Raw genomic sequence first — 25,327 nt, 5'->3', positions numbered from 1 at the left:
GTTACTCCGCCGCTTGCAGCGAGGCGATGCGGCGGCTGTTTTTTGCCTGTTCATCGTACTCGCGTTGCCATTCCGACGGCCCGTTGGAGGCACCGACCTGCACGGCGGTGACCTTGTATTCGGGACAGTTGGTCGCCCAGTCGGAGAAGTCGGTGGTGATGACGTTGGCCTGCGTGTCGGGATGGTGGAACGTCGTGTAGACCACGCCCGGCGACACCCGGTCGGTAATCAGCGCGCGCAGCGTCGTTTCGCCGGAACGGCTGGTCAGCCGCACCCAGTCGCCATCGCGCAGGCCGCGGTTCTCGGCATCGTGCGGATGGATCTCCAGCCGGTCTTCCGAGTGCCACATGACGTTGTCGGTACGCCGCGTCTGCGCGCCGACATTGTACTGGCTGAGGATGCGGCCGGTGGTCAAAAGCAGCGGGAAGCGTGGCCCGGTTCTCTCGTCCGTCGCCACATATTCGGTGCGGATGAACTTGCCCTTGCCGCGCACGAAACCATCGACATGCATGATCGGCGTGCCGAGCGGAGCCTTCTCGTTGCAGGGCCATTGCACCGACCCGACACGGTCGAGCAACTCGAAGGAGACGCCGGCGAAGCTTGGCGTCGTCTTGGCGATCTCGTCCATGATCTCGGAGGGGTGCTGGTAGTTCCAGTCGAGTCCGATCGCGCGGGCGAGCTCCTGCGTTGCTTCCCAGTCGGCGTAGCGTGCCTTCGGCTCCAGGACCTTGCGCACCATGTTGATGCGGCGCTCGGCATTGGTGAAGGTTCCGTCCTTCTCCAGGAAGGTCGAACCCGGCAGGAAGACGTGCGCGTAGTTCGCCGTCTCGTTCAGGAACAGGTCGTGCACGACCACGCATTCCATCGCCGCAAGGCCGGCGGCGACATGCTTGGTGTCGGGATCGGACTGCAGGATGTCCTCGCCCTGGATGTAGATGCCCTTGAACGAGCCGTCGACGGCGGCATCCAGCATGTTGGGGATGCGCAGGCCAGGTTCGTCGTCGAGCTTCACGCCCCACAGGCTTTCATAGATGTCGCGCACGGCTTCCCCGGAGATGTGGCGATAGCCCGGCAGTTCATGCGGGAAGGACCCCATGTCGCACGAACCCTGCACGTTGTTCTGGCCGCGCAGCGGGTTCACGCCGACGCCTGGGCGGCCAATATTGCCTGTCGCCATCGCAAGGTTGGCGATCGCCATGACGGTGGTCGAGCCCTGGCTGTGCTCGGTGACGCCGAGGCCGTAATAGATCGCGCCATTGCCGCCCTTGGCGTAGAGCCGGGCAGCGCCACGGATCAGCTCGGGATCGACGCCGGAAAGCTTGCCGACGGTTTCGGGGCTGTTTTCCGGCAAGGCGACGAACGACGCCCAGTCCTGGAACTCCGTCCAGTCGCAGCGTTCGCGGATGAAGGCTTCGTTGAAAAGGCCCTCGGTGACGATGACATGGGCCAGCGCCGTCAGCACCGCGACATTGGTGCCGGGCTTCAGCGGCAGATGATAATCCGCTTCGACATGTGCCGATTTCACCATTTCGGTGCGGCGCGGATCGAGCACGATCAGCTTGGCGCCCTGGCGCAGGCGCTTCTTCAGCCGCGAGGCGAAGACCGGATGGGCGGAAGCCGGATTGGCGCCGATGATGACGGCGACGTCGGTGAACTCGACGGAATCGAAATCCTGCGTGCCGGCCGAGGTGCCATAGGTCTGGCCGAGCCCATAGCCGGTCGGCGAATGGCAGACGCGTGCGCAGGTGTCGACATTGTTGTTGCGGAAGCCCTGCCGGACCATCTTCTGCACGAGATAGGTCTCTTCGTTCGTGCAGCGCGACGAGGTGATACCGCCGATCGCGGTGCGTCCATACTGGTACTGGATCCGGCGGAATTCCTTGGCCGTATGGGCGATTGCCTCTTCCCAGCTCACTTCACGCCAGGGATCGCTGACCTTTTCCCGGATCATCGGCGACAGGATGCGGTCCTTGTGGGTGGCGTAGCCATAGGCGAAACGGCCCTTCACGCAGGAATGGCCATGGTTCGCCTTGCCATCCTTGTACGGCATCATGCGGATGACTTCGTCGCCCTTCACCTCGGCCTTGAACGAGCAGCCGACGCCGCAATAGGCGCAGGTGGTGACGGCGGAGCGCTCGGGCATGCCCTTCTCGAGCACGGTCTTCTCACGCAGCGCATCCGTCGGGCAGGCCTGCACGCAGGCACCGCAGGACACGCATTCGGAGGCGATGAAGTCCTCATGCATGCCGGCAACCATGCGCGACTCGAAACCGCGGCCCTCGATCGTCAGGGCGAAGGTGCCTTGCACCTCCTCGCAGGCGCGCACGCAGCGCGAGCAGACGATGCACTGTGCCGGATCATAGGTGAAATAGGGGTTGGATTCGTCGCGGGCGATATAGTCGACCGCCAGCGAACCATGGCCGGGTGCCACGCCATCTTCCTGCTTGACGTGGTTGCGGCCCTCGATGCCGTAGCGGTTCTCTGTCAGGCCGACCGACTTCGCCACCGCGTCGAACTCGCTGGCGCCGGTTCCGGCCTTCTCGTTCCAGCCGGTCGGATGGTCGGAGACGTAGAGTTCCATGACGCCGCGACGGATGGCGTCGAGCCGGTCGGATTGTGTGCGCACCACCATGCCTTCGCCGACCGGCGTCGTGCAGGACGCCGGCGTGCCGCCGCGTCCTTCGATCTCGACCAGGCAGACACGGCACGAGCCGAACGAGTCCAGCATGTCGGTGGCGCAGAGCTTCGGGATCTCAACCCCGCCTTCCATCGCCGCCCGCATGATCGAGGTGCCTTCCGGCACGCTGATGCTGCGGCCGTCCACGACCAGCGTGACCTGCTTTTGCGCCTTCGATTCCGGGGTCCCGTAGTCGAGTTCTTCGATGAGTATCGGGAAGTCGGCCTTGATGTTCATCTGCCAGCTCCTATTCAGCAGCCACGCGCGCAGGCGCGGGCTTGAAATCCTCGGGGAAATGGGTGATCGAGCTCATCACCGGGTAGGGCGTGAAACCACCCAGCGCGCAGAGCGATCCGAACTTCATCGTGTTGCAGAGATCGGTGACCAGAGCGAGGTTCTTTTCCGGCTCGATGCCGGCGGCGAGCCGGTCGATGGTCTCCACCCCACGCGTCGAGCCGATGCGGCAGGGCGTGCACTTGCCGCAGCTTTCGATGGCGCAGAACTCCATGGCGAAGCGCGCCTGCTTCAGCATGTCGGCCGTATCGTCGAACACGGTGATGCCGGCATGTCCGATCAGCCCGTCCTTGGCGGCAAAGGCTTCGTAGTCGAAGGCGGTGTCGAACAGCGAGCGCGGGAAATAGGCGCCGAGCGGGCCGCCGACCTGCACGGCCTTCACCGGCCGGCCAGTGGCGGTGCCGCCGCCGATATCGTCGACGATCTCGCCCAGCGTCAGGCCGAAGGCCGTCTCGAACAGGCCGCCATGCTTGACGTTGCCGGCGATCTGGATCGGGATCGTGCCGCGCGAGCGGCCCATGCCGAAATCCTTGTAGAACGCCGCCCCCTTGTCCATGATGATAGGGACTGAAGCCAGCGAGATGACATTGTTGATCACCGTCGGCTTGCCGAACAGACCCTGGATCGCCGGCAGCGGCGGCTTGGCGCGCACGACGCCGCGCTTGCCTTCGAGGCTGTTGAGCAGCGATGTTTCCTCGCCGCAGACATAGGCGCCGGCACCAACACGGATTTCCATGTCGAAGGCGTTGGGTGAACCCATCACGTTGACGCCGAGCACGCCTGCCTTGCGGGCGATCTCGACGGCCTTGTTCATCGTCGCCACCGCATGCGGATATTCCGAGCGGATATAGACGAAACCCTTGGTGACGCCGGTCGCGACACCGGCGATCGTCATGCCTTCGATCAGCACGAAGGGATCGCCCTCCATGATCATGCGGTCGGCGAAGGTGGCGCTGTCGCCTTCATCGGCGTTGCAGACGATGTATTTTTGGTCTCCCGCCGTATCCAGCACCGTCTTCCATTTGATGCCTGTCGGGAAACCCGCGCCGCCACGGCCGCGCAGGCCCGACTCGGTAACCTGCTTGACGACATCGGCGGGCGCCATGGCCACCGCGTTCTGCAGGCCTTTCAGCCCGCCGAGCGACTTGTAGGCGTCGAGCGACAACGGGTCGTTGATACCGCAGCGCGCAAAGGTCAGCCTGGTCTGCTTGGCCAGGAAGGGAATCTTGTCCGGCGCGCCCAGCCAGCGCTTGTGATGGCCGCCGGTGAGGAAGCCGCTATCGAACAGGCTCTTGACGTCCGACGTCTTGACCGGTCCGTAGGCGACACGGCCGTTGGCGGTCGCCACCTCGACCATGGGCTCGAGGAAATAGGCGCCGCGCGACCCGTTGCGCACGATCTTGGCCTCGATGCCGCGTTCGGCGAGTTCAGCGCGAATGGCGTTGGCGACCTTTTCCGCGCCGAGCGCCAGCGCGCCGGAATCGCCGGGAATGTAGATGCGGGGGATCATGAGCGCACCTCGGCAACGATCTCGTCGATCTTGTCGTCATCGAGCCGCCCGATCACCTCGCCGTCCAGCATCGCCGACGGCGAACAGGCGCAAAGCCCGAGGCAATAGACCGGCTCAAGCGTGACCGATCCATCGCGGGTCGTCTCATGGAAATCGATGCCGAGCAGCTGCTTGACCCTGGCGGCCACCGCATCCGAACCCATCGACTGGCAGGCTTCCGCCTGGCACAGCTTGAGCACGTGCCGACCGGCCGGCCGCGCACGGAAGTCATGATAAAAGGTCACGACGCCATGCACCTCGGCCCTGGACAAGTTCAGTTCATCGGCGATGACGGGCACGGCGTCCTGCGGCACATGCCCGAATTCTTCCTGGATGCCATGGAGGATCGGCAGCAGCGGGCCTTCGAGGCCTTTCAGCTCGTGGATAATCGCGGCCGTGCGCGATACGATCTCGGTACTTGCAGGCTGCATCGTCAAGCAGCGCCCTCCCTGGTCGGTAGCGCTCGAGCGCTAAGTCGTTACAAAAACAGAGGAAACCCGCGAAATCAATAAAGCTGATCCGTTGCTCGATAGAAATCTTCTATCAATGACGGTCAGCTCACCGTGTCTAAACTAGCGATGGGTGCGGAAATCGTCTGCCAGCGCCATTGCCTCGTCCAGCAGCGCCTGCACCAGCGGCGTGTGCGGTTCGCGCGGCGCGGCCACCAGGCCGACCGTATGGCTGGCATCCGGCTCGACGATCGGAATGGCCCGGATCGGCTCCGAAAAGCCGAATGTTTCCGCGAGGTTGAGCGGCATGATCGACGACCATTTGCCGGTGCGGATATGCGAGAACAGCACAATCATCGAATTGGATTCGAGCGTCGGCCGCACCTGCACGCCGGCCTCGGCCAGATGCTGGTCGATGAGGCGGCGGTTCTGCATGTCAGGCGTGAGGAGGCACAGCGGCAGCTGACTGATCTCGGCCCATGACACTTTGTCGCGATCCGAATAAGGGTTGCCTATGGCTGTGATCAATTGATAGCGCTCGTCGTAGAGCGGTACGCTGGTCACCCGCCCAAGCGGCTCGTTGTCGAGATAGGTAATGCCGGCATCGATGTCGAAATTGCCGAGCAACGACAGCACCTCGATCGAAGTGCGCGACAGCACCGAGAAGGTGACGCCCGGGTGCTTTTCGCGAAACGGCGTCGTCAGCCGCGCCACCATGGCGAGCGCGGTCGGAATGGCGGCGATGCGGATGCGGCCGGAAAGGCCGTGCCGCGCCGCCCGCATCTCCTCGCGCATGGTCCTCGAATCGCCGACGATGCGGCGCGCCCAGACCAGCACCTGCTTGCCCTCCGGCGTCAGCCCCTGGAAACGCGACCCGCGGTTGACCAGCATGACGCCGAGCTGCCCCTCCAGCTGTTTGATGCCGGCCGACAGGGTCGGCTGGGTCACGCCGCATGCTTCCGCCGCCCGGCCGAAATGCTCTTCCTTGGCCAGCGCGATGAAGAATTCGAGTTTGTCGATCATGCTATCTTTCCGGTCGTCGCGCACAGGCTCGGGGAAATCGTCCTTTGCCGCAAGCGGTATGCGCAATCGTTTCGCATCCACATCTTTCAGCCGGCTTACTGTTTCCCGCGGCTTCGCGCGGCGTTATGTCAATGAAACGGCCGTGGGCCGGGCGCGATGGGAGACTGACATGCTGGGCTGGTTTCGCAAGCTGCTGCCACGCGAAGATCGTTTCTTCGACCTGTTCGAGCGGCATTCCCGCACGGTGGTCGGCGGCGCGGAGGCGCTGCAGCAGCTTCTCCAGGGCAAGGACATCGATCGCTGGTGCCAGAAGATCGTCGATCTCGAGGACGAGGCCGATCACGTCACCGCGGAAGTCCTGCTCGCCGTGCGACGCTCCTTCATCACCCCTTTCGATCGCGGCGACATCAAGGATCTGATCCAGTCGATGGATGATGCCATCGACATGATGCACAAGACCGTCAAGACGGTAAGGCTGTTCGAGAAGCGGGAGTTCGATCCGCTGATGCAGGAAATGGGCGCCGTCATCGTCGACGCAGCGCGACTGGTCGCGGAGGCGATCCCGCTGCTCGCCAAGGTCGGCGCCAACAGCGCCCGCCTGAACGTTCTCGCCGAGGAAGTCATGCGCGCCGAGGGCCGGGCCGACGACTTGCATGAGCAGGGCCTCAAGGATCTGTTCAGGCGCCACGGCCGCGGTGACGCGATGGCCTACCTGATCGGCTCGGAAATCTATGGTCAGCTGGAGAAGGTGGTCGATCGCTTCGAGGACGTCGCCAACGAGATCAGCGGCATCGTGATAGAGAACGTCTAGGCGATGGACGTCGCGATCGCCTTCCCCCTGCTGGCCGGCCTTGTCGCCGTCGCGCTGTTCTTCGATTTTCTCAACGGCCTGCACGATGCGGCCAATTCCATCGCCACAATCGTCTCCACGCGCGTACTCAGGCCGCAATATGCGGTGCTGTGGGCAGCCTTCTTCAATTTCATCGCCTTCATGTTCTTCGGCCTGCATGTCGCCGAGACCGTGGGGAAAGGCATCGTCGATGTCAGCATCGTCACGCCGGCGGTGATCTTCTCGGCTCTCGTCGGCGCCATTGTCTGGAACATCGTCACCTGGATTGCCGGCATCCCTTCGAGCAGCTCGCACGCGCTGATCGGCGGGCTGGTCGGCGCCGGGGTTGCCAAGGCGGGCATCGGTGCCATCGTCTGGTCGGGACTCGGCAAGACGGTCGCCGCGATCGTGCTCTCGCCGGCGACCGGTTTTGTCCTGGCGCTTGTCCTGATCCTGGTGGTTTCGTGGCTGTTCGTGCGCCAGACGCCGTTCGCCGTCGACAGCACCTTTCGCGTCCTGCAGTTCTTTTCCGCCTCGCTCTATTCGCTCGGGCATGGCGGCAACGATGCGCAGAAGACCATGGGCATCATCGCCGTGCTGCTCTATTCGCAAGGCATGCTCGGCGAGAAATTCTACGTGCCGCTCTGGGTCGTCCTCACCTGCCAGTCGGCCCTGGCGCTCGGCACGCTGTTCGGCGGCTGGCGGATCGTCCACACGATGGGTTCGAAGATCACCCGGCTCAATCCGATGCAGGGCTTCTGCGCTGAAACCGGCGGCGCCATCACGCTGTTCGCCGCCACCTGGCTCGGCGTTCCCGTGTCGACCACGCACACGATCACCGGTGCCATCATCGGCGTCGGTGCTGCCCGCCGGGTCTCGGCGGTGCGCTGGGGCATCGCCGGCAACATCGTCATCGCCTGGATCATTACCTTGCCGGCGACGGCGGCGATTTCGGCTCTTACCTATCTCGCCATCAACCTGGCGGGTTGACCGCAGGCATCGTGGCGCTTGGAGTCGGCTTCAATCTGCACTATCTGAGCGGCAGCCCAACGCCAGGATAAAATTATGTCCGTCACCAAGGAAATCGTCACCGAGCGTCTGAAGACGGTCAATGGGCCGGATTTCACCGGCAACATCGTCGACCTCGGCATGGTTTCCGAGATTTTCATCGCCGATTCGAAAGTGTTCTTCTCGATCACCGTTCCCGCCGCAAGGGCGCAGGAGATGGAGCCGCTGCGCGCCGCCGCCGAACGTGTCGTCAAGGCAATTCCAGGTGTTGCCGGCGCCGTTGTCGCGTTGACGGCGGAAAAGAAGGGCGGCGGCATGGAGGCGCCTGTTCCGACGCGTCCCGCGCCCAGGCCGGCTCCGCCCGCCGCACCACGTTCCGCTCCGCATGCCCCCGCTTCGCACAGCCAGGGCAAGCGCGGCGTGCCCGGCATCGAGGCGATCATAGCGGTTGCTTCCGGCAAGGGCGGGGTCGGCAAATCGACCACCGCCGTCAACCTGGCGCTTGGTCTTGCCGCCAATGGCTTGCGGGTCGGCGTGCTTGACGCCGACATCTATGGGCCGTCCATGCCCAAGCTGCTCGACATCCATGGCCGGCCGCAGACGGTTGACGGCAAGATCCTCAAGCCGATGGAGAATTACGGCCTCAAGGTGATGTCGATGGGCTTCCTCGTCGATGAGGAAACGCCGATGATCTGGCGCGGGCCGATGGTGATGTCGGCACTCACACAGATGCTGCGCGAGGTTGAATGGGGCCGGCTCGACGTGCTTGTGGTCGACATGCCGCCCGGCACCGGCGATGCGCAATTGACCATGGCGCAGCAGGTGCCGCTGGCCGGCGCCGTCATCGTCTCGACGCCGCAGGACCTGGCCCTCATCGATGCCCGCAAGGGGCTGAACATGTTCAAGAAGGTCGACGTGCCGCTGCTCGGCATCGTCGAGAACATGAGCTATTTCATCGCGCCGGACACCGGCAAGCGCTACGACATTTTCGGCCATGGCGGCGCGCGCCGCGAAGCCGAACGCCTCGGCGTCACCTTCCTCGGCGAAGTGCCGCTGGAAATGGGCATCCGCGAAAGCTCGGATGCCGGGACGCCGGTGGTCGTCTCGAAGCCCGACGGCGCCGCGGCGAAAACCTATCGCGACATCGCCGCCAAGGTCTGGGACAGGGTCAATGAAGAACGCGGCGGGGCCGAAGCGGCGGTGCCGAGCATCGTCTTCGAGTGACCTCCCGGGAGGGTCAGCCGCCGACCTTCTCGCCAAATGTCGAAAAGAACTGCCCGGCCAGTTTTTTCGACGTCGACTCGATCAGCCGGCTGCCGAGCTGGGCGATCTTGCCGCCGACTTCGGCCTTGGCGGCATATCTGAGCACCGTGGCGTTCGGCCCATCCGCCGTCAGCGTCACGTCGGCGCCGCCCTTGGCGAAACCGGCGATGCCGCCCTTGCCTTCGCCCTGGATCGTGTAGGAATGCGGTGGCTTGAGGTTCTTCAGCGTCACCTCGCCATTGAAGGTCGCCTTGATCGGTCCGATCTTCAGCACGACCGTCGCCGCCATCTCGGTGTCCGACGTCTTCTCCAGGCTCTGGCAACCGGGAATGCTCTCCTTGAGCACCGCCGGATCGTTCAGAGCTTCCCATACTTTCTGGACGGGCGCCGCGATGCGTTCCTCGCCTTCGATCACCAAAGCCATCAAGACCTCCCGTGCAATTGATGTCGATTGGTCCTAGCGCGCGGCCCGATACATGTCTATCGCACCAAAGTCCGGATTCAGATCGCGCGTGCCCCTTGCCTGCATCCGCGCGTTGTCATATCGATTTGTCATACAAATACGGAGACCATGATGGCTGGCGCCCCCACAGGAAAGAAGAAATTTCGCTCGCAGGAGTGGTTCGACAATCCCGATAATCCGGGAATGACGGCGCTCTATCTGGAGCGTTACCTGAACTACGGGCTGACCCGCGCCGAACTGATGTCGGGCAAGCCGCTGATCGGCATTGCCCAGACCGGCTCTGATCTGTCGCCTTGCAACCGGCACCATATCGAGCTCGCCAAGCGCGTGCGCGAAGGCATCGTCTCGATGGGCGGCATCCCTTTCGAGTTCCCCTGCCATCCGATCCAGGAGACCGGCAAGCGCCCGACCGCGGCCCTTGACCGCAACCTTGCTTATCTCAGCCTGGTCGAGGTGCTCTACGGCTATCCGCTCGATGGTGTCGTGCTCACCATCGGCTGCGACAAGACCACGCCGGCGCTGCTCATGGCGGCGGCCACCGTCAACATTCCCGCCATCGCGCTGTCGGTCGGCCCGATGCTCAACGGCTGGCACAAGGGCAAGCGCACGGGGTCCGGCACCATCGTCTGGGAATCGCGCCAGCGCCTGTCGGCCGGCGAGATCAATTATGACGAGTTCATGGACATCGTCGCCTCCTCGGCGCCCTCCACCGGCTATTGCAACACCATGGGCACCGCCACCACGATGAATTCCCTGGCCGAGGCGCTCGGCATGCAGCTGCCGGGCTCGGCCGCCATCCCCGCGCCATACCGTGAGCGCGGCCAGATCGCCTACGAGACGGGAAAGCGCATCGTCGACATGGTGCATGAGGATCTGAAGCCATCAGACATCATGACGCGCAAGGCCTTCGAGAACGCCATCGTCGTCAATTCGGCGATCGGCGGCTCCACCAACGCACCGATCCATCTCAATGCCATCGCCCGCCATCTCGGCGTGCCGCTCGACAATGACGACTGGCAGAAGGTCGGCCTCAAAGTGCCGCTCATCGTCAATCTGCAGCCGTCCGGCGAATATCTGGGCGAGGACTATCATCATGCCGGCGGCGTGCCGGCCGTGGTTGCCGAACTGATGAAGGCCGGGCTGCTGCCCTATCCTGAAGCCATGACCGTCAACGGCAAATCGATCGGCGACAATTGCAAGGGTGTCGCAAACGAAAACGCCGACGTCATCCACAGTGTCGACAAACCGCTCAAGACCAATGCCGGCTTCATCAATTTCAAGGGCAATCTGTTCGATTCCGCGATCATGAAGATGAGCGGCATCTCGCCGGAATTCCGCGAGCGCTATCTGTCCAACCCGAACGACCCGGAAGCCTTCGAAGGCAATGCCATGGTCTTCGACGGTCCGGAGGACTACCACGCCCGCATCGACGATCCGGCGCAAGGCATCGACGAGCACACCATCCTGTTCATGCGCGGCGCCGGTCCGGTCGGCTATCCCGGCGGCGCCGAGGTCGTCAACATGCAGCCGCCGGCCTATCTCATCAAGAAGGGCATCCACTCGCTGGCCTGCATCGGCGACGGCCGCCAGTCGGGCACGTCGGGCTCGCCATCGATCCTCAACGCCTCGCCGGAAGCCGCGATCGGCGGCGGACTGGCGCTGCTCAAGACCGGCGACCGCGTGCGCATCGACTTGCGCAAGGCCACCGCCAACATGCTGATCAGCGATGAAGAGCTTGCCAGGCGGCGCGCCGAGCTGGAGAGCGATGGCGGCTACCACTACCCCAAGCACCAGACGCCGTGGCAGGAGATCCAGCGCGGCATGGTCGACCAGTTCTCCGAAGGGATGGTGCTGAAGCCGGCCGTGAAATACCTGGACGTCGCCCATACCAGCGGCGTTCCCAGGGACAATCATTGATTACACCGGGGACAATCATTGATTGCTCCGGGGACAATCACTGACATCGGATCGACGGCTGGCAGCTTGATCAATCAGGCCGCCAGCCGTTCTTCCATTTGGCATTGTGCGTCCTGACCGTGGTTCGAGACCGGTCACGATCCTTGACAAGCGTGCCCAACAAATCCACGATCATAACAAGGGGTGCATCGCGACGACCCCGTGAGGCGTCAGCCCAACGTTCGCGTCCAGGCTTCTCTGTCAGGAGGTGGACGCCATGCCGTCAACAACCGCTATCACCGTATCGCAACTCTCCCGGCTGGTCGGCCTGCCGGGCGCGCCTGCAATCATCGACGTCCGTATTGATGAGGATTTCGACGCCGATCCGCGCCTGCTGCCGGCCTCGGTCCGTCGCGATTTCAAAACCGTTTCGACCTGGGCGCCCGATTTCGCCGGCAAGCCCGTCGTGGTGGTCTGCCAGAAAGGCCGGAAACTCTCGCAAGGTGTAGCCGCATGGCTGCGCCACGAGGGGATTCCCGCCGAAACCCTCGAAGGTGGCTTCGAAGCCTGGCGCGATGCGGACGCGCTTCTGGTCCGCACCGACAGATTGCCGCCGCGCGATGTAAAGGGCCGCACGGTCTGGGTGACCCGCGCGCGCCCCAAGGTCGACCGCATCGCCTGTCCGTGGCTGATCCGGCGTTTCGTCGATCCTCGCGCTGTCTTCCTGTTCGTCGAGGCGGCCGAAGTGCCTGCCGTGGCCGACCGCTTTCAGGCCGAGCCTTTCGACATCGACAACGTGTTCTGGAGCCATCGTGGCGAACGCTGCACCTTCGATACGATGATCGAGGAATTCGGGCTGGAATCCACCGCACTCGATCGCCTTGCCGTGATTGTACGCGCGGCCGACACCGCAAGTCTCGATCTGGTGCCCCAGGCCGCCGGCTTTCTGGCTGCCTCGCTTGGCCTGTCGCGAATGTTTCGCGACGATCTGGAGCAACTGGAGGCAGGCATGCTGCTCTACGATGCGTTCTTCCGCTGGTGCCGTGATGCCACCGAGGAAACGCACAATTGGCCCAGCGCGGGTAAACCGTCATGAGCGCCGTTATGCCTGCACACAGGTCGGGGAACGTCGAAGCGCCGGCGGTGCCGACCTTTGCCGAAGCCGTGAAGGTCTGGGCGAAAATCGGACTGCTCAGCTTCGGTGGGCCGGCAGGGCAGATCGCGCTGATGCACAAGGAACTGGTCGAGGAACGACGCTGGATCGGTGAACAGCGTTTCCTGCATGCACTGAATTACTGCATGCTGCTGCCCGGCCCGGAAGCCCAGCAACTCGCCATCTATATCGGCTGGCTGCTGCACAGGACGATCGGTGGCCTTGTCGCCGGCGTCCTGTTCGTCGTGCCGGGCGCGCTCGTCATGCTCGTCTTGAGCAGTCTCTACGTGCTCTATGGCGACATGCCGCTCGTCGCGGCACTGTTCCTCGGGGTGAAGGCGGCGGTGCTTGCTATCGTCATCGAGGCGGTGATCCGCATCGGACGGCGTGCGCTGAAAAACCCAGCCATGGTGTCGATCGCGGTTGCCGCCTTCTTCGCCATCTATGCGTTAAATGTGCCGTTTCCGCTCATCATCCTGCTCGCGGGCCTGACAGGATGGCTGGGAGACCGCGTTGTTCCCGGCCTGTTTTCCGGCGCCGCGCACGGCAAGGGCGACGTTGCCGACATCAAGGGAGCCGTCGACCTGATGTTCGAGCGCGGCGAACTGACTCATGTCGAACCGACCAGATGGCATGCGCCGCGCACTGTCGCGATCTGGCTGCCGATCTGGCTCGGACCGGTTCTTGTTATCTGGTGGTTCACCGGCTTCGCCAGCGTGTGGACGGAGATAGGCCGGTTCTTCAGTCTGATGGCGGTCGTCACCTTCGGTGGCGCCTATGCGGTGCTTGCCTATGTCGCGCAGGCGGCTGTCCAGTCCTTCGGCTGGCTCGCGCCCGGTGAGATGGTCGATGGTCTCGGGCTTGCCGAGACCACGCCTGGTCCACTCATCCTGGTGTTGCAGTTTGTCGGCTTCATCGCCGCGTTCCGTCACGCCGGGTCACTGAACCCGTTGCTTGGCGGATCGCTTGGCGCGCTGCTGACCTTGTGGGTGACGTTCACGCCGTGTTTCTTCTGGATATTCCTTGGCGCGCCCTACATCGAGGCCTTGCGCGGCAACAGGATGTTGTCGGCCGCGTTGGGGGCGATCACAGCCGCTGTTGTCGGCGTCGTCATGAACCTCGCACTTTGGTTTGCCTTGCACGTCGTTTTCCGCGAGGTGCACGCGATGGGTCTCGGCATGAATGTCCCGGTGCTTTCGTCGATCGACTGGCGGGCGGCGCTGCTTTCCTGCGCCGCGATGATCGCCATCCTGAGGCTGAAGATCGGCGTGCTGCCGACGCTCGCCGGATCGGCCCTTGCCGGTGTCTTGCTGCTGGCGGCGAGGGGATAGAGGCTCGCCTGCCTTTGTATTCCGCTCGCCGACCATTTAAGTGGTTGGAAACGGATTGGAACATCATGGCGCAGCGACGCTCTTCCCTCGGTTTCCTTGGCATGTTCGGACGATCGGGCGATCTGAGGCAGCTTGATGCGGCATTGCGTGACGCCGACCTTCATCCCGCGCTTGTGCCGGAGGGGGTGAAACTCACCCTCGTCAATCTGATGAAGGATCGCTGGTCCGACGAGCCGCCGCCACAGGCCTACCCGGATGTGGCGCGACTGTTCAGCTACTGCGTTGCCGGACCGGAGACGTTCGAGCGCTCCCACGGCTTGCAGCAGCGGCAGGACGTGGAGCGCCGTATCGAGGACGCGGTCGAGGCCGGCGACAGTTTCGACGCCCGGATCGTGTTGATGACGCTGCACGCCAAGCTGATCAACGCCGAAGTCGTTGAACGCTACGGCCTGGGCGCCGACTGACTGCTTTGACGAGGCTCAGCCGCCCATATTGGCGCGCGGCAGCTTGATCATGTCGCCGAAGCGCGCGCGCAGCCTGTCGTCGAGCAGCTTCGGCACATGGCGCGGGAAGCGTTCGGCAAGGACGCGCTTCTTCTCGATGATCGCGCGCTGCAATATGTCGGGCCGGCCCTTTTCGTTCCATTCCTTCGGCGAAAACCGGTCGCCGACAGCCGGATAGAAATACTCGGTTTGCATCAGCCGAAGCGTCTGCTCGTTGCCGAGATAATGGCCCGGTCCCTTCAGGCAGACTTCGGCGATGGTGTCGATCGACAGCGCCTCATCGGTCACCTCAATGCCGCGGACGCAACGCAGGCAATGTCCGAGCATGTCATTGTCGATGATCAGGCTTTCCAGGCAGAAGCCGAGCAGCGAGGCATGCATGCCGGCCGATTCGTAGACCAGGTTGAGCCCGGCAAGGCCGGCCATCACGTCGGTGATGCCTTTTTCATAGCCGGACTGGATGTCGGGCAGTTTCGAATCCGTCATGCCGGCGGCCGAGCCGCCGGGCAAATCGTAGAACTGCGCCATCTGCGCGCAGGCAGCGGTCAGCACCGCCTGCTCGGCCGAGCCGCCCGACATGGCGCCGGTCCTCAGATCCGACACGAACGGCCAGGTGCCGAAGATCGCCGGGTGTCCCGGCTTGATGGCGTTGACATAAACCAGACCGGCCAGCACTTCGGCCACCGCCTGCACGACCGCGCCGGCAATCGCCGCCGGGGCGGTCGCACCGGCCTGGCCAGCCGACAAAAGCAGGATCGGGATGCCGCCCTCGACACAGGCCTCGAGCACGCCGCACGCGTCCTCGGCGAACTTCATCGGCGGCACGACGAAGCAGTTGGAGTTCGAAACGAAAGGCCGGGCGCGGAAATTCTCCTCGCCGCCGGCGATGGCATAGAGCATCTCCAGCGCCGGTTGCACGTTCTCGCGCACCGTGAACGAGGTGCCGACATGCTTGGACGTGCCCATCACGCAGGCATAGAGCGTGTTGAAGTCCATTTCGAGCGGATCGGGAATGTCGCGCGGCACCATCGGCCGCTGGAAGAAATGGATGTTGTCGAGCCCCTCGACGATGCGGGCCGCGTCATAGATGTCTTGCAGCAGCGATTCGCGATATTCACGCTTCTCCACATCGACCAGATGCACGGCGGCACCCGCCGTGCCGTAGTGCACGCGCTTGCCCTGAATCACCATGTCGTGTTTCGGGTCCTGGCCGTGCAAGGTGAAATTGCGCGCTGCCTTCTTGATGGTGTCGAGCACCAGCGCGCGCGGAAAACGGATGCGGCCATCATCGCCATGGGTGGCGCCGACCTTGGTCAGTGCCTCGATGCAGGAAGGGATGGCATTGGCGAAGCCGACCGTCTCCAGCAGCGTCAGCACGGCCTCGTGGATGCGCTCCTGATCGTTCCCACGCAAGGGCCCGTAGCTGCCGCCCTCGAGGCCGGCGCGCACCGGCCTGATGTCGTCGGCGAGCGGCGCGGCCCGCATGGCGCGGCGCGCTTCGCGTCCACCGGAGCGGCGCGAGCGCTGATCCGCCGCCGCTTCCTGCTTTTCAAGAACCACTGACATGGAGACACTCCAGCTTTCTCGGAAGCAGGGCGGCGGTTGGTCCACCATCGGCTGCTTCTTCCCCTTTGTGCCACGACTATGCCGCCGGCTTTGGCACAGCCTATGGGCCAGCCTGTTCGGGTGCATGTGCCAGAGCTAAAGGAACCGGAGCCGCCTTTGGGGCTCCGGTCCAAGCATCGGGTGGATGGATCAGGCAGCCGCCGGCCTGCGTCCGGCCGCGGTGGCGAGCTCGCGGATGCCGGGCTCGATGTGCTGCAGCGCGATCGAGGAAATGCCCAACCGCATGAAACGCGAAGGCTTTTCGGTGCGGTCGAAGAAGCGGTCTCCCGGCTCGATGATGACGCTGCGTGAGGCGGCGGCCTCGGCCAAACCACGGGAATCGGTGCCCCGCGGCCCCTCGAGCCAGAGCGACGTGCCGCCGGCCGAATCGGTCGAACGCCATTCCGGCAGGAAAGCGGAAATCGCATGGACCAGACGCTTGCGCCGCTCGTCAAAGGCGCTCGACAGACGCCGCACCAGGGCCTCGTGATGGCCGAGCGACAGGAACAGCGCCACGGCGCGCTGATTGTTGGCCGGCGGATGGCGCAGCATGAAACGGCGCAATGCCCTGAGTTCCGCGATTAGTCCAGCCGACGCGACGATGTAGCCAAGCCGCAGGCCTGGAGCCAGCGTTTTCGACATCGAGCCGACGTAGACGACGCGGCCGGAGCGATCGAGGCTCTTCAATGCCTGCTGCGGCGCCTCGTCGAGTAGCTGGCTGTCATAGCCGTCCTCGATGATGATCTGGTTGTGACGGTTGGCACGTGCCAGCAGATCCTGCCGCCGCTCGGCCGACAACGGCACCATGGTCGGGCAATGATGGCTGGGCGTGACGAACACGAAGCCGGAATCATTGGGGATAGAAGAGGTTACGATGCCGGACTGGTCGACCGGCACAGGCTGGATCTCGGCGCCCGCAAGGCGGAAGATCGAGCGCGCGTCGGGGTAGCCCGGGTCTTCCATTGCCACCTTCGAGCCCTTGGTCATCAACAGCGAAGCCAGCATGTAGAGCGCGTTCTGGGCGCCCAGCGTGACGATGATCTCGTCGGGATTGGCGAAGATGCCGCGCCGGGGCAGGAGCCGCGCCTGGATCTGCTCGATCAAGAGCGGATCGTCACGATCGACCATGTCGGACGCCCAGTTGCGGATCTCGAGCACGGCCAGCGCCATGCGGTTGCACTCGCGCCATTCGGCGGTCGGGAACAGCGCCGGGTCGAACTGGCCATAGACGAAGGGGTAGGACGACTTGATCCAGTTTTCGTGCTTGGCCGGCGGCGGCATGTCGCTGGCGGCGATCTGCCGGCGCGCCTTCCAGTCGATCTCATTGGCCTGGTCAGGCGCCTTCTGATGCGGCTTGGCCGGCGTCGCCAGCACGTCTGGATTGACGAAATGGCCGCGCCGTTCGCGCGCCACCAGGAAACCCTGGTCGACGAGCTGCTGGAAGGCGAGAACCACGGTTCCGCGCGCCACGCCGAGTTTCTCGGCCAGGATCCGGCAGGAGGGAAGCGGCATCGAAGCGGCGATCTGTCGGTCCAGGATGGCGGCCACGATGGCTTGGCGGATCTGCGCCTGCAGGGTCTGGCCGGATTCAGCCGAAATCCGGAACAGGCCGGACCATATCGCCGTGTCGTTTCTCTGTGGCATGGAAGATGTTCCTCGATGGCCAGCTTTTTTCGCTTTGCTGGACCAGTCGAATGTAACGGTGGCACAAGGGGTTGCGCCAATCAATTTTTCTGATCTTTGGGATTTATGCCAGTGATCCTTCCAGCCGAAATCGGGCGCTGTATCGTTCCTGTGACAATCCATGCCATCACTTCGTGACGCGCTGCGTCATCGCCGCGTATTGACCGGACGGAATTCGGCTCAATAGTTTTGTCGCGACGACACGCGCCGGAAACATCCGGTCTGATAGAGTGCGTCGAAAAACGCCAGGAGTCCCCGCCAGTGGATAAGTCAGCCTTCCAGAAACAGCTTGCCGCCTTGCGCGATCATCGCGCCGGGGCGCCAGCCGACATGCGCCAGGCCTTCGCTGCCGATCCACAGCGGTTCAAGACATTCTCCGCCACCGATGGCGACCTTTTGCTCGACTGGTCGAAATGCGCCGTCGACGCCACCACCATGGATCTGCTGGAAAAGCTGGCCGCCGCCGCCGATCTCGAGGGGCGCCGCGCCGCCATGTTTGCCGGCAAGAGGATCAACATCACCGAAGACCGCGCCGTGCTGCACACGGCGCTGCGCAACCTCAGCGGCAAGGGCGTCACGGTCGACGGCCAGGACGTCAAGGCGGATGTCATTTCCGTGCTCGACGCGATGGGTGCCTTTGCCGACGCGATCCGCTCCGGCAAGGCAGCCGGCGCCACCGGCAAGAAGATCACCGATATCGTCAACATCGGCATTGGTGGCTCCGACCTCGGCCCGGCCATGGCGACGCTGGCGCTCGCCCCCTATCATGACGGACCGCGCGCGCACTATGTCTCCAACATCGACGGCGCCCATATCCACGACACGCTGAAGGGCCTGTCCGCCGAGACCACGCTGTTCATCATCGCCTCCAAGACCTTCACCACGGTCGAGACGATGACCAATGCGCAGACGGCGCGCGACTGGGTACAGAAGGCACTCGGCAAGGAAGCGGTCGGCAAGCATTTCGCCGCCGTCTCGACTGCGCTCGACCTGGTGGCCAAGTTCGGCATCGAGCAGGATCGCGTCTTCGGCTTCTGGGACTGGGTCGGCGGCCGCTATTCGGTCTGGGGCGCGATCGGCCTGCCTGTCATGATCGCCGTCGGCCCAAGAAATTTCCGCGCCTTCCTCGACGGCGCGCATGAGATGGACGAGCACTTCCGCAGCACCCCGCTGGCCGGGAACCTGCCGGCGCTTCTGGGGCTGGTCGGCTGGTGGCATCGGGTCATCTGCGGCTATCCGGCGCGCGCGGTCATCCCCTATGACCAGCGCCTGTCCAGGCTGCCTGCCTATCTGCAGCAGCTCGACATGGAATCGAACGGCAAGGGTGTCACCCTCGACGGCACGCCCGTTACGACGCCGACCGGGCCGCTGGTCTGGGGCGAACCCGGCACCAATGGCCAGCACGCCTTCTTCCAGTTGCTGCACCAGGGCACGGACCTCATCCCGGTCGAATTCCTCGCCGCGGCCGTTGGCCATGAGCCGAACCTGCGGCATCAACACGATCTGCTGCTCTCCAACTGCCTGGCGCAGTCGGAAGCCCTGATGAAGGGGCGCACGCTGGACGAAGCCCGCGCGCAGATGCTGGCCAAGGGCATGAAGCCGGCGGATGTCGACAAGATAGCACCGCATCGCGTCTTCTCCGGCAACCGGCCGTCGGTGACCATCCTCTATCGCAAGCTCGACCCGCGCACCTTCGGCCGGCTGATCGCGCTCTACGAGCACCGCGTCTTCGTCGAGGGCACGCTGTTCAACATCAATTCCTTCGACCAGTGGGGTGTCGAGCTCGGCAAGGAACTGGCGACCGGCCTGCTGCCTGTCGTTGAAGGCAAGGAAAGCGCCGCAAACCGCGACGCCTCTACAAGGGGCCTTGTGGAACGCATCCACCAATTGCGTGGTTCGGAGTGAACGACTTGGCAGACATCAAGGGGATATTGTTCGACAAGGACGGGACACTTGTCGACTTCAACGCGACCTGGCTCGGCGTTGCCGACTTCATGGCCATGGACGCATCCGATGGCGACCGCTGGAAGGCCGACAGGCTGCTCGCGGCCGCCGGCTTCGATTTCGCCAACCGGCGCTTCAAGCCCGACTCCATATTTGCTTCCGGCACCAATCTCGACGTCGTCGAACTTTGGTTTCCGCGCCTTTCGAACGAAGACCAGATGCTGGCCGTCGCCCGCTTCAACGAGATCACCTCGGTGCAGGGCTCGGCGATGGCGGTGGCCCTGCCGGGCGTCGTCGACACCTTGGCGGTGCTGCACAAAACATCCTACCGGCTTGGCGTCGCCACCAATGATTCGACCAGCGGCGCGGAAAAGACCTTGGTCACGCTCGGCGTCGCGCAGCTCTTCGACGCAGCCTATGGCTACGACGCGGTCGCCAATCCCAAACCCGCGCCGGACACCATCCAGGCCTTCTGCGACCTCACTGGGTTGAAGCCGGCGCAGATCGCCATGGTCGGCGACAACCGCCACGACCTCGAAATGGCGCGTGCCGGCGGTTGTGGCCTGGCGGTCGGCGTGCTTTCCGGCACCGGTACGCGCGAATCGCTGGCCGAGATCGCCGACGTCATCCTGGATTCGGTTGCCGACCTGCCGGATTTCCTTTCAACGCGGGTCAAGGAGACGGTTTGATCGCCTCCACTGATGCATGTCGCCCAAGTGACCCCGGTTTTGGGAGAACGACATGCATGGAGCAAAGACCCGAGGTGCGCGGCACGAGTCTGTTTCACGGCGATGCGCTTCAGGCAGGCGCGGTCTCGGCCTCGAGGCGAAAGACGCCGCTCGGCGTCAGCGCGGCGTCTCTTGTCTCTCCGAAGTCCGGCACCTTGTATTCCGCAAGCAGGCGCAACCGCGACCGTGGCAGATAGGCCCGGCCCGGATCGCCGACAAGGATCTCGACGCCGACCGCGAGGCAGCGATCGAGAAAAGGCATGATGCGCGCCGCGACGTCTTGTCCGTAGAACACATCGCCGGCAAGCACGAGGTCGACCAAGGGGGGCGGGCCCCCGGTGATATCGCCGTCCACCACCGTGATGGCGACGCCGTTGGCGGCTGCGTTGAGGCCGAGCGCGGCGATGCCGTTGCGGTCGATTTCGGCGGCAACCACCTCGCATGCGCCGGCCTTCGCGGCGGCGATGCCGACCAGGCCGGACCCCGCGCCCAGGTCGAGCACGCGGCGGCCCGCCACGCTCATCGGATGGTCGAGGATATAGCGCGCCAGAACGGCGCCGCCGGCCCACGCATAGGCCCAGTAGGGCGGCTGCGGTTCTGGCGCGTCAGCGTCCGCGCGGGCGTCGTCTTCAGGCTCGACCAGCCGTCTCAATCCGCTGCCCGGATGGGCGGTGTAGAGCCGGATTTCAGGAAGTGCGGGCACCGGGACAAGGCGCATGTTGGCCTTGATGAATTCCGCCGCATCGAGGCGAAGGCGCCGGTCCGGTGCATCATTGTCGGCAAGGATCACTAGCCGCGCAGCGCCCGCCGCAGGATCTTGCCCACCGGCGTCTTCGGCAATTCGGTCCTGAACTCGATGTATTTGGGCCGCTTGTAGCCGGTAAGGTTCTCGCGGCAGAAAGCGGTGATGGCTTCCACGGTCAGGGCTGGATCCTTCTTGACGATGAACAGCTTCGGCACTTCACCCGAATGCTCGTCCGGCACGCCGATCGCCGCGACCTCAAGCACGCCCGGATGCATGGCCACGACCTCCTCGAGTTCGGTCGGATATACGTTGAAGCCGGAGACCAGGATCATGTCCTTCTTGCGGTCGACGATCTTGGTGTAGCCGCGCTCGTCCATGAAGCCCATGTCGCCCGACTTGAAGAAGCCGTCCTTGGTCATCACCTTGGCGGTCTCGTCGGGCCGGTTCCAGTAGCCGGCCATCACCTGTGGCCCCCGGATGCAGATCTCGCCAACCTCGCCCAGCGGCAAATTGTTGCCGTCATCGTCGCGGATGACGATTTCGGTCGAGGGCAGCGGCAGGCCGATGGTGCCCGTGAACTCACTCGATGTGAACTTGTTGGCGGTCGCCACCGGCGAGGTTTCCGACAGGCCGTAGCCTTCCGAGACCGGACAGCCGGTCAGCGCCTTCCAACGCTCGGCAACGCCCTTCTGCACCGCCATGCCGCCGCCCAGCGTCAGGATCAGAGGCTTGAAGTCGAGCTTGCGGAAGTCCTCATTGTTGAGCAGCGCATTGAACAGCGTATTGAGACCGGGAAAGATGTGGACCGGATATTTCCCGAGTTCCTTGACGAAGCCCGGAATGTCGCGCGGGTTGGGAATGAGGATGTTCTGGGCGCCTTGCTGCATGCCCATCAGCGCGTTCACCGTCAGCGCGAAGATATGATAGAGTGGCAGTGCGCAGACGAAGTTGAGATGCGCGGGCTTCGGCTTGATCGTGTAGGCGTCTTCGACCCAGAGCGAGTTCTGCGCGACGTTGGCCAGCACATTGCTGTGCAACAGGGTCGCGCCTTTCGAGATCCCCGTTGTGCCGCCGGTATATTGCAGGAAGGCTACATCATTGGCGGCCACCGTGGCCGGCTTGAAATTCATGCCGCGGCCTGCCTTCAGCGCCGCGTTGAACTTGACATGGCCGGGTAATGACCAGGCCGGCACCATTTTCTTGACGCGGCGCACGACCAGATTGACGATCGTGCCCTTAAGCCCGCCGAGCATGTCGCCCATGGATGCGACCACGACATGCTTGACCAAGGTCCTGGACACCACGGCCTGCAGTGTACCTGCGAAGTTCTCGAGGATGACGATGGCCTGTGCCCCGGAATCCTTGAGCTGATGTTCCAGTTCGCGCGGCGTGTAGAGCGGATTGACGTTCACCACCGTATAGCCGGCGCGGGCCACCGCCATCATCGCCACCGGATACTGCAGTACGTTCGGCATCATCAGCGCGACGCGCGCGCCCTTCTGCAGTCCCGTCGACTGCAGATAGGCGCCGAATGCCGCCGAAAGCCGCTCGAGCTCCGCATAGGTGATCGACTTGCCCATGCAGGTGAAGGCCGGCTGGCCGGAAAACTGGTTGCATGCGGCGACAAGGAAATCGCCGATGGAACTGTGGGGAAGGGGACCGATCTCGGCCGGCATGTTCTTCGGATAGCTTTTCAGCCATGGTTTTTCCGGCAGGCCGGCGACGAGTTCGGTGAGTGCCTTCGGCAGTCGCCGGCCTGGTGCGGGCGCCGGTGTCGGTGTCGGTGTCGCTTTCGCTGGCGATGCGGCCTTCGTTGCGCCGGTCTTGTTCGCCGCTGCCTTCATCGGAGCCGCTTTTGTGGGAGAAGCCTTCGGCGAAGTCTTTGCGGGGGCGGCTTTCACGGTCGGCTTGGTGGCGCCCTTGGCCGTGGTCGCCGCCTTTGCCGCTGGTGCTGTCTTGGCGGGCTTTGCGCCTGCCTTGGCGGTCGCGGCCTTGGCGGCAGCTTCACCTTGACCGTCGGCGGCGGCGGCTGGTTTCGAAACCGCCTTGGCCGACACTTTCACCGGCGCCTTCGATGCTTTAGCCACCCGTTCCTCCCTAGCAATTCTTGTTCGCCCGTCTCTTGGTCGCCTGGTGCCGCACCCGCCTCCAGATGACAGAGACGTCCTCCGCTGCCGCCAGCCAGACCATCTATGTATTGCCTCTATCGGCGGGGGTGCAAGTCTTGCCCTTGCGGCAAGGCGCCGAAAGATTTGCCGTCGAAAATCTTCCCCGCCGGCGACACTGGAACGGTATCTTTCCGCGTCCGCGGCCGGCTGAAGACGCGACGCGGCAATGATGGCGCCAGATGCCGGATCAATAAAAAAATGCGGTTGTTAACAATATCGTGAATGGAAAAAACTGCTAATTTTTTCTGCCATTTAGCAAAATTACGGATTTTTTTCCTGCTTCCCGCGGGGTAAGCAAACGGGGTGTTCCAAAGCCGGAAAAACGGTGCTTATATGCGCGCTTCGCGAGCCTGATAGAGGGGCTTGGAAGAACATCAGGGAGTGCTCAATGAAGAAGAAATTGACTTTTGCAGCCGCGTTGCTGGCTGCAAGCGTCCTGGGAGGCGTGGCCAACGCGAAAACCCTGGTCTATTGCGCGGAAGCATCGCCGGAGGGATTTGATCCGGCGCCGTACACCGCGGGCCAGACGTTCGACGCGTCCTCGCGTACCGTTTTCAACCGTCTCGTCGAATTCGATCACGGCAAGACCACGGTCTCGCCCGGACTGGCTGAAAGCTGGACGATCTCCGACGACGGCAAGGAGTATACGTTCAAGCTGCGCAAGGGCGTCAAGTTCGCCGCCACCGACTATTTCACCCCGACGCGCGATTTCAACGCCGACGACGTGGTGTTCTCGTTCCAGCGTCAGGTCGACAAGAACGGCCCGTGGTTCCAGTACATTCCCGGTATTGCCTACCAGTATTACAATGACCAGTTCGGCGACAACATCACCAAGGTCGAGAAGGTCGACGACATGACGGTGAAGTTCACCCTCAAGGAGCCGGCGATCACCTTCATTCCGACGCTGGGCATGGACTTCGCCTCGGTCGTGTCGAAGGAATATGCCGACAAGCTGCAGGCCGACAAGACGCCTGAACTGTTCAACCAGAAGCCGGTCGGCACCGGCCCGTTCATCTTCGTCGACTACCAGACCGACGCCGCCATCCGCTACAAGGCCAACCCGGACTATTGGGGCGGCAAGCAGAAGATCGACGACCTGGTCTTCGCCATCACCACCGACCCGGCGGTGCGCGCGCAGAAGCTCAAGGCCGGCGAGTGCAACATCATGTCGTACCCGGCCCCGGCCGACATTGCCGGCCTGCAGGCGGATGCGAACCTGAAGGTCGACGAGCAGGAGGGCCTCAACGTCGGCGCGCTGATGTACAACACCCAGCAGAAGCCGTTTGACGATGTGCGCGTCCGCAAGGCGCTCAACATGGCCATCAACAAGAAGGCCATCATCGACGCGGTCTTCCAGGGTGCCGGCCAGGTGGCGATCAACCCGATCCCGCCGACCATGTGGTCCTACAACAAGGACGTGAAGGACGATCCGTACGATCCGGACGCTGCCAAGAAGCTGCTTGAGGAAGCCGGCGTCAAGGATCTCAAGATGAACGTCTGGGCGATGCCCGTTTCGCGCCCCTACATGCCGAACGCGCGCCGCACCGCCGAACTGATCCAGGCGGACTTCGCCAAGGTCGGCGTCACCGTCAACATCGTCAGCTACGATTGGGGTGAATATCTCAAGCGCGCTTCGGCGGTCGATCACGACGGCGCCGTCATCGTCGGCTGGACCGGCGACAATGGCGATCCGGACAATTTCCTCGGCGTGCTTCTGAGCTGCGCTTCCGTCGGTTCGAACAACCGCGCGGAATGGTGCAACAAGGACTTCGATGCGCTCATCAACAAGGCCAAGACGGTTTCCGACCAGGCCGAGCGCACCAAGCTCTACGAACAAGCTCAGGTCATCTTCAAGGAACAGGCACCGTGGGCAACGCTCGCCCATTCCAAGGTGTTCATGCCGATGCAGAAGACCGTCTCCGGCTTTGCGATGGATCCGCTCGGCATCCATCGCTTTGACGGCGTCGATATCGCCGAATAAGGTTCGCGAAACGGGGCGGCGCCACAAGGTGCCGC

General features: G+C 63.6%; 19 protein-coding genes. 10 read left to right on the top strand and 9 right to left on the bottom strand.

Annotated features, from left to right (window positions below; all coding sequences use genetic code 11):
* Nucleotide 1: 1 nt before the first annotated feature.
* The 4 genes from fdhF to AC07SZ_RS24620 all read right to left on the bottom strand — a co-directional run bounded on the left by fdhF (nucleotide 2) and on the right by AC07SZ_RS24620 (nucleotide 5,992).
* Complete coding sequence (gene fdhF, locus AC07SZ_RS24635; protein ID WP_494916243.1) at nucleotides 2-2,914, bottom strand: formate dehydrogenase subunit alpha; 2,913 nt, start codon at nucleotides 2,912-2,914, stop codon at nucleotides 2-4.
* A 10-nt stretch (nucleotides 2,915-2,924) separates the two neighbouring features.
* A complete protein-coding gene (locus AC07SZ_RS24630; protein ID WP_494916242.1) occupies nucleotides 2,925-4,481 on the bottom strand; it encodes a formate dehydrogenase beta subunit in 1,557 nt (518 codons plus the stop codon).
* Complete coding sequence (locus AC07SZ_RS24625; RefSeq protein WP_056569689.1) at nucleotides 4,478-4,957, bottom strand: formate dehydrogenase subunit gamma; 480 nt, start codon at nucleotides 4,955-4,957, stop codon at nucleotides 4,478-4,480. The genes AC07SZ_RS24630 and AC07SZ_RS24625 overlap by 4 nt, the downstream gene beginning before the upstream one ends.
* Nucleotides 4,958-5,092: 135 nt before the next feature.
* Nucleotides 5,093-5,992: a LysR family transcriptional regulator gene (locus tag AC07SZ_RS24620; RefSeq protein ID WP_172371030.1), complete on the bottom strand. Its 900-nt coding sequence runs from the start codon at nucleotides 5,990-5,992 to the stop codon at nucleotides 5,093-5,095.
* A 169-nt stretch (nucleotides 5,993-6,161) separates the two neighbouring features.
* Here AC07SZ_RS24620 and AC07SZ_RS24615 point away from each other — a divergent pair, with 169 nt between their 5' ends.
* The 3 genes from AC07SZ_RS24615 to AC07SZ_RS24605 all read left to right on the top strand — a co-directional run bounded on the left by AC07SZ_RS24615 (nucleotide 6,162) and on the right by AC07SZ_RS24605 (nucleotide 9,053).
* The gene (locus tag AC07SZ_RS24615; RefSeq protein WP_494916241.1) at nucleotides 6,162-6,803 is read left to right on the top strand and encodes a DUF47 family protein; all 642 of its coding nucleotides are present in this window, start codon (nucleotides 6,162-6,164) and stop codon (nucleotides 6,801-6,803) included.
* A gap of 3 nt (nucleotides 6,804-6,806) precedes the next feature.
* The gene (locus AC07SZ_RS24610) at nucleotides 6,807-7,811 is read left to right on the top strand and encodes an inorganic phosphate transporter (RefSeq protein WP_494916240.1); all 1,005 of its coding nucleotides are present in this window, start codon (nucleotides 6,807-6,809) and stop codon (nucleotides 7,809-7,811) included.
* A gap of 75 nt (nucleotides 7,812-7,886) precedes the next feature.
* Complete coding sequence (locus AC07SZ_RS24605) at nucleotides 7,887-9,053, top strand: Mrp/NBP35 family ATP-binding protein (RefSeq protein WP_494916239.1); 1,167 nt, start codon at nucleotides 7,887-7,889, stop codon at nucleotides 9,051-9,053.
* Nucleotides 9,054-9,066: 13 nt separating this feature from the next.
* Here AC07SZ_RS24605 and AC07SZ_RS24600 read toward each other — a convergent pair whose 3' ends face one another.
* Nucleotides 9,067-9,516 carry an SRPBCC family protein gene (locus AC07SZ_RS24600; RefSeq protein WP_056569701.1) on the bottom strand — a complete coding sequence of 150 codons (450 nt, stop codon included), beginning with the start codon at nucleotides 9,514-9,516 and terminating at the stop codon, nucleotides 9,067-9,069.
* 150 nt (nucleotides 9,517-9,666) lie between these two features.
* Between AC07SZ_RS24600 and AC07SZ_RS24595 the strand changes: the two genes are divergently transcribed.
* The 4 genes from AC07SZ_RS24595 to AC07SZ_RS24580 all read left to right on the top strand — a co-directional run bounded on the left by AC07SZ_RS24595 (nucleotide 9,667) and on the right by AC07SZ_RS24580 (nucleotide 14,399).
* Nucleotides 9,667-11,472 carry an IlvD/Edd family dehydratase gene (locus AC07SZ_RS24595; RefSeq protein WP_056570418.1) on the top strand — a complete coding sequence of 602 codons (1,806 nt, stop codon included), beginning with the start codon at nucleotides 9,667-9,669 and terminating at the stop codon, nucleotides 11,470-11,472.
* 256 nt (nucleotides 11,473-11,728) lie between these two features.
* Complete coding sequence (locus AC07SZ_RS24590) at nucleotides 11,729-12,547, top strand: chromate resistance protein ChrB domain-containing protein (protein WP_494916236.1); 819 nt, start codon at nucleotides 11,729-11,731, stop codon at nucleotides 12,545-12,547.
* Nucleotides 12,544-13,935 (top strand): chromate efflux transporter, encoded by a 1,392-nt coding sequence (chrA, locus tag AC07SZ_RS24585; protein WP_494916234.1) that lies wholly within the window; start codon nucleotides 12,544-12,546, stop codon nucleotides 13,933-13,935. The genes AC07SZ_RS24590 and chrA overlap by 4 nt, the downstream gene beginning before the upstream one ends.
* A gap of 65 nt (nucleotides 13,936-14,000) precedes the next feature.
* Nucleotides 14,001-14,399 (top strand): hypothetical protein, encoded by a 399-nt coding sequence (locus AC07SZ_RS24580; RefSeq protein ID WP_081295039.1) that lies wholly within the window; start codon nucleotides 14,001-14,003, stop codon nucleotides 14,397-14,399.
* 15 nt (nucleotides 14,400-14,414) lie between these two features.
* On the opposite strand, the gene AC07SZ_RS24575 is transcribed toward AC07SZ_RS24580, so the two are convergent.
* Together AC07SZ_RS24575 and pdxR are read right to left on the bottom strand one after the other, a co-directional pair.
* Nucleotides 14,415-16,004, bottom strand: coding sequence for a trimethylamine methyltransferase family protein (locus tag AC07SZ_RS24575; RefSeq protein ID WP_056569711.1), 1,590 nt, complete (start codon nucleotides 16,002-16,004; stop codon nucleotides 14,415-14,417).
* 189 nt (nucleotides 16,005-16,193) lie between these two features.
* Nucleotides 16,194-17,687, bottom strand: coding sequence for a MocR-like pyridoxine biosynthesis transcription factor PdxR (pdxR, locus tag AC07SZ_RS24570; protein WP_056569714.1), 1,494 nt, complete (start codon nucleotides 17,685-17,687; stop codon nucleotides 16,194-16,196).
* Between the two features lie 300 nt (nucleotides 17,688-17,987).
* Between pdxR and pgi the strand changes: the two genes are divergently transcribed.
* Together pgi and AC07SZ_RS24560 are read left to right on the top strand one after the other, a co-directional pair.
* Nucleotides 17,988-19,631: a glucose-6-phosphate isomerase gene (gene pgi / locus AC07SZ_RS24565; RefSeq protein WP_056569717.1), complete on the top strand. Its 1,644-nt coding sequence runs from the start codon at nucleotides 17,988-17,990 to the stop codon at nucleotides 19,629-19,631.
* A 5-nt stretch (nucleotides 19,632-19,636) separates the two neighbouring features.
* Nucleotides 19,637-20,359, top strand: a complete 723-nt coding sequence (locus AC07SZ_RS24560; RefSeq protein WP_056570422.1) for an HAD family hydrolase — start codon at nucleotides 19,637-19,639, stop codon at nucleotides 20,357-20,359.
* Between the two features lie 109 nt (nucleotides 20,360-20,468).
* Here the strand turns inward: AC07SZ_RS24560 and AC07SZ_RS24555 are convergent, their stop codons facing one another.
* A complete protein-coding gene (locus tag AC07SZ_RS24555) occupies nucleotides 20,469-21,188 on the bottom strand; it encodes a class I SAM-dependent methyltransferase (RefSeq protein ID WP_494916232.1) in 720 nt (239 codons plus the stop codon).
* Nucleotides 21,188-23,230, bottom strand: coding sequence for a long-chain fatty acid--CoA ligase (locus tag AC07SZ_RS24550; RefSeq protein ID WP_494916230.1), 2,043 nt, complete (start codon nucleotides 23,228-23,230; stop codon nucleotides 21,188-21,190). Before AC07SZ_RS24550 ends, AC07SZ_RS24555 begins: the two co-directional genes overlap by 1 nt.
* Nucleotides 23,231-23,699: 469 nt before the next feature.
* Here AC07SZ_RS24550 and AC07SZ_RS24545 point away from each other — a divergent pair, with 469 nt between their 5' ends.
* The gene (locus tag AC07SZ_RS24545; RefSeq protein ID WP_056569724.1) at nucleotides 23,700-25,292 is read left to right on the top strand and encodes an ABC transporter substrate-binding protein; all 1,593 of its coding nucleotides are present in this window, start codon (nucleotides 23,700-23,702) and stop codon (nucleotides 25,290-25,292) included.
* The last annotated feature ends 35 nt before the right edge of the window (nucleotides 25,293-25,327 follow it).

The sequence above is a fragment of the Mesorhizobium sp. GW821-FHT07A06 genome (assembly GCF_059419085.1).
This window is presented reverse-complemented; position numbering and strand designations above follow the sequence as displayed.

Coding starts and splice junctions, on each gene's coding strand:
- fdhF (WP_494916243.1), bottom strand. CDS start 2,914: ATGAACATCAAGGCCGACTTCCCGATACTCATCGAAGAACTCGACTAC.
- AC07SZ_RS24630 (WP_494916242.1), bottom strand. CDS start 4,481: ATGATCCCCCGCATCTACATTCCCGGCGATTCCGGCGCGCTGGCGCTC.
- AC07SZ_RS24620 (WP_172371030.1), bottom strand. CDS start 5,992: ATGATCGACAAACTCGAATTCTTCATCGCGCTGGCCAAGGAAGAGCAT.
- AC07SZ_RS24615 (WP_494916241.1), top strand. CDS start 6,162: ATGCTGGGCTGGTTTCGCAAGCTGCTGCCACGCGAAGATCGTTTCTTC.
- AC07SZ_RS24610 (WP_494916240.1), top strand. CDS start 6,807: ATGGACGTCGCGATCGCCTTCCCCCTGCTGGCCGGCCTTGTCGCCGTC.
- AC07SZ_RS24605 (WP_494916239.1), top strand. CDS start 7,887: ATGTCCGTCACCAAGGAAATCGTCACCGAGCGTCTGAAGACGGTCAAT.
- AC07SZ_RS24600 (WP_056569701.1), bottom strand. CDS start 9,516: ATGGCTTTGGTGATCGAAGGCGAGGAACGCATCGCGGCGCCCGTCCAG.
- AC07SZ_RS24595 (WP_056570418.1), top strand. CDS start 9,667: ATGGCTGGCGCCCCCACAGGAAAGAAGAAATTTCGCTCGCAGGAGTGG.
- AC07SZ_RS24590 (WP_494916236.1), top strand. CDS start 11,729: ATGCCGTCAACAACCGCTATCACCGTATCGCAACTCTCCCGGCTGGTC.
- chrA (WP_494916234.1), top strand. CDS start 12,544: ATGAGCGCCGTTATGCCTGCACACAGGTCGGGGAACGTCGAAGCGCCG.
- AC07SZ_RS24580 (WP_081295039.1), top strand. CDS start 14,001: ATGGCGCAGCGACGCTCTTCCCTCGGTTTCCTTGGCATGTTCGGACGA.
- AC07SZ_RS24575 (WP_056569711.1), bottom strand. CDS start 16,004: ATGTCAGTGGTTCTTGAAAAGCAGGAAGCGGCGGCGGATCAGCGCTCG.
- pdxR (WP_056569714.1), bottom strand. CDS start 17,687: ATGCCACAGAGAAACGACACGGCGATATGGTCCGGCCTGTTCCGGATT.
- AC07SZ_RS24545 (WP_056569724.1), top strand. CDS start 23,700: ATGAAGAAGAAATTGACTTTTGCAGCCGCGTTGCTGGCTGCAAGCGTC.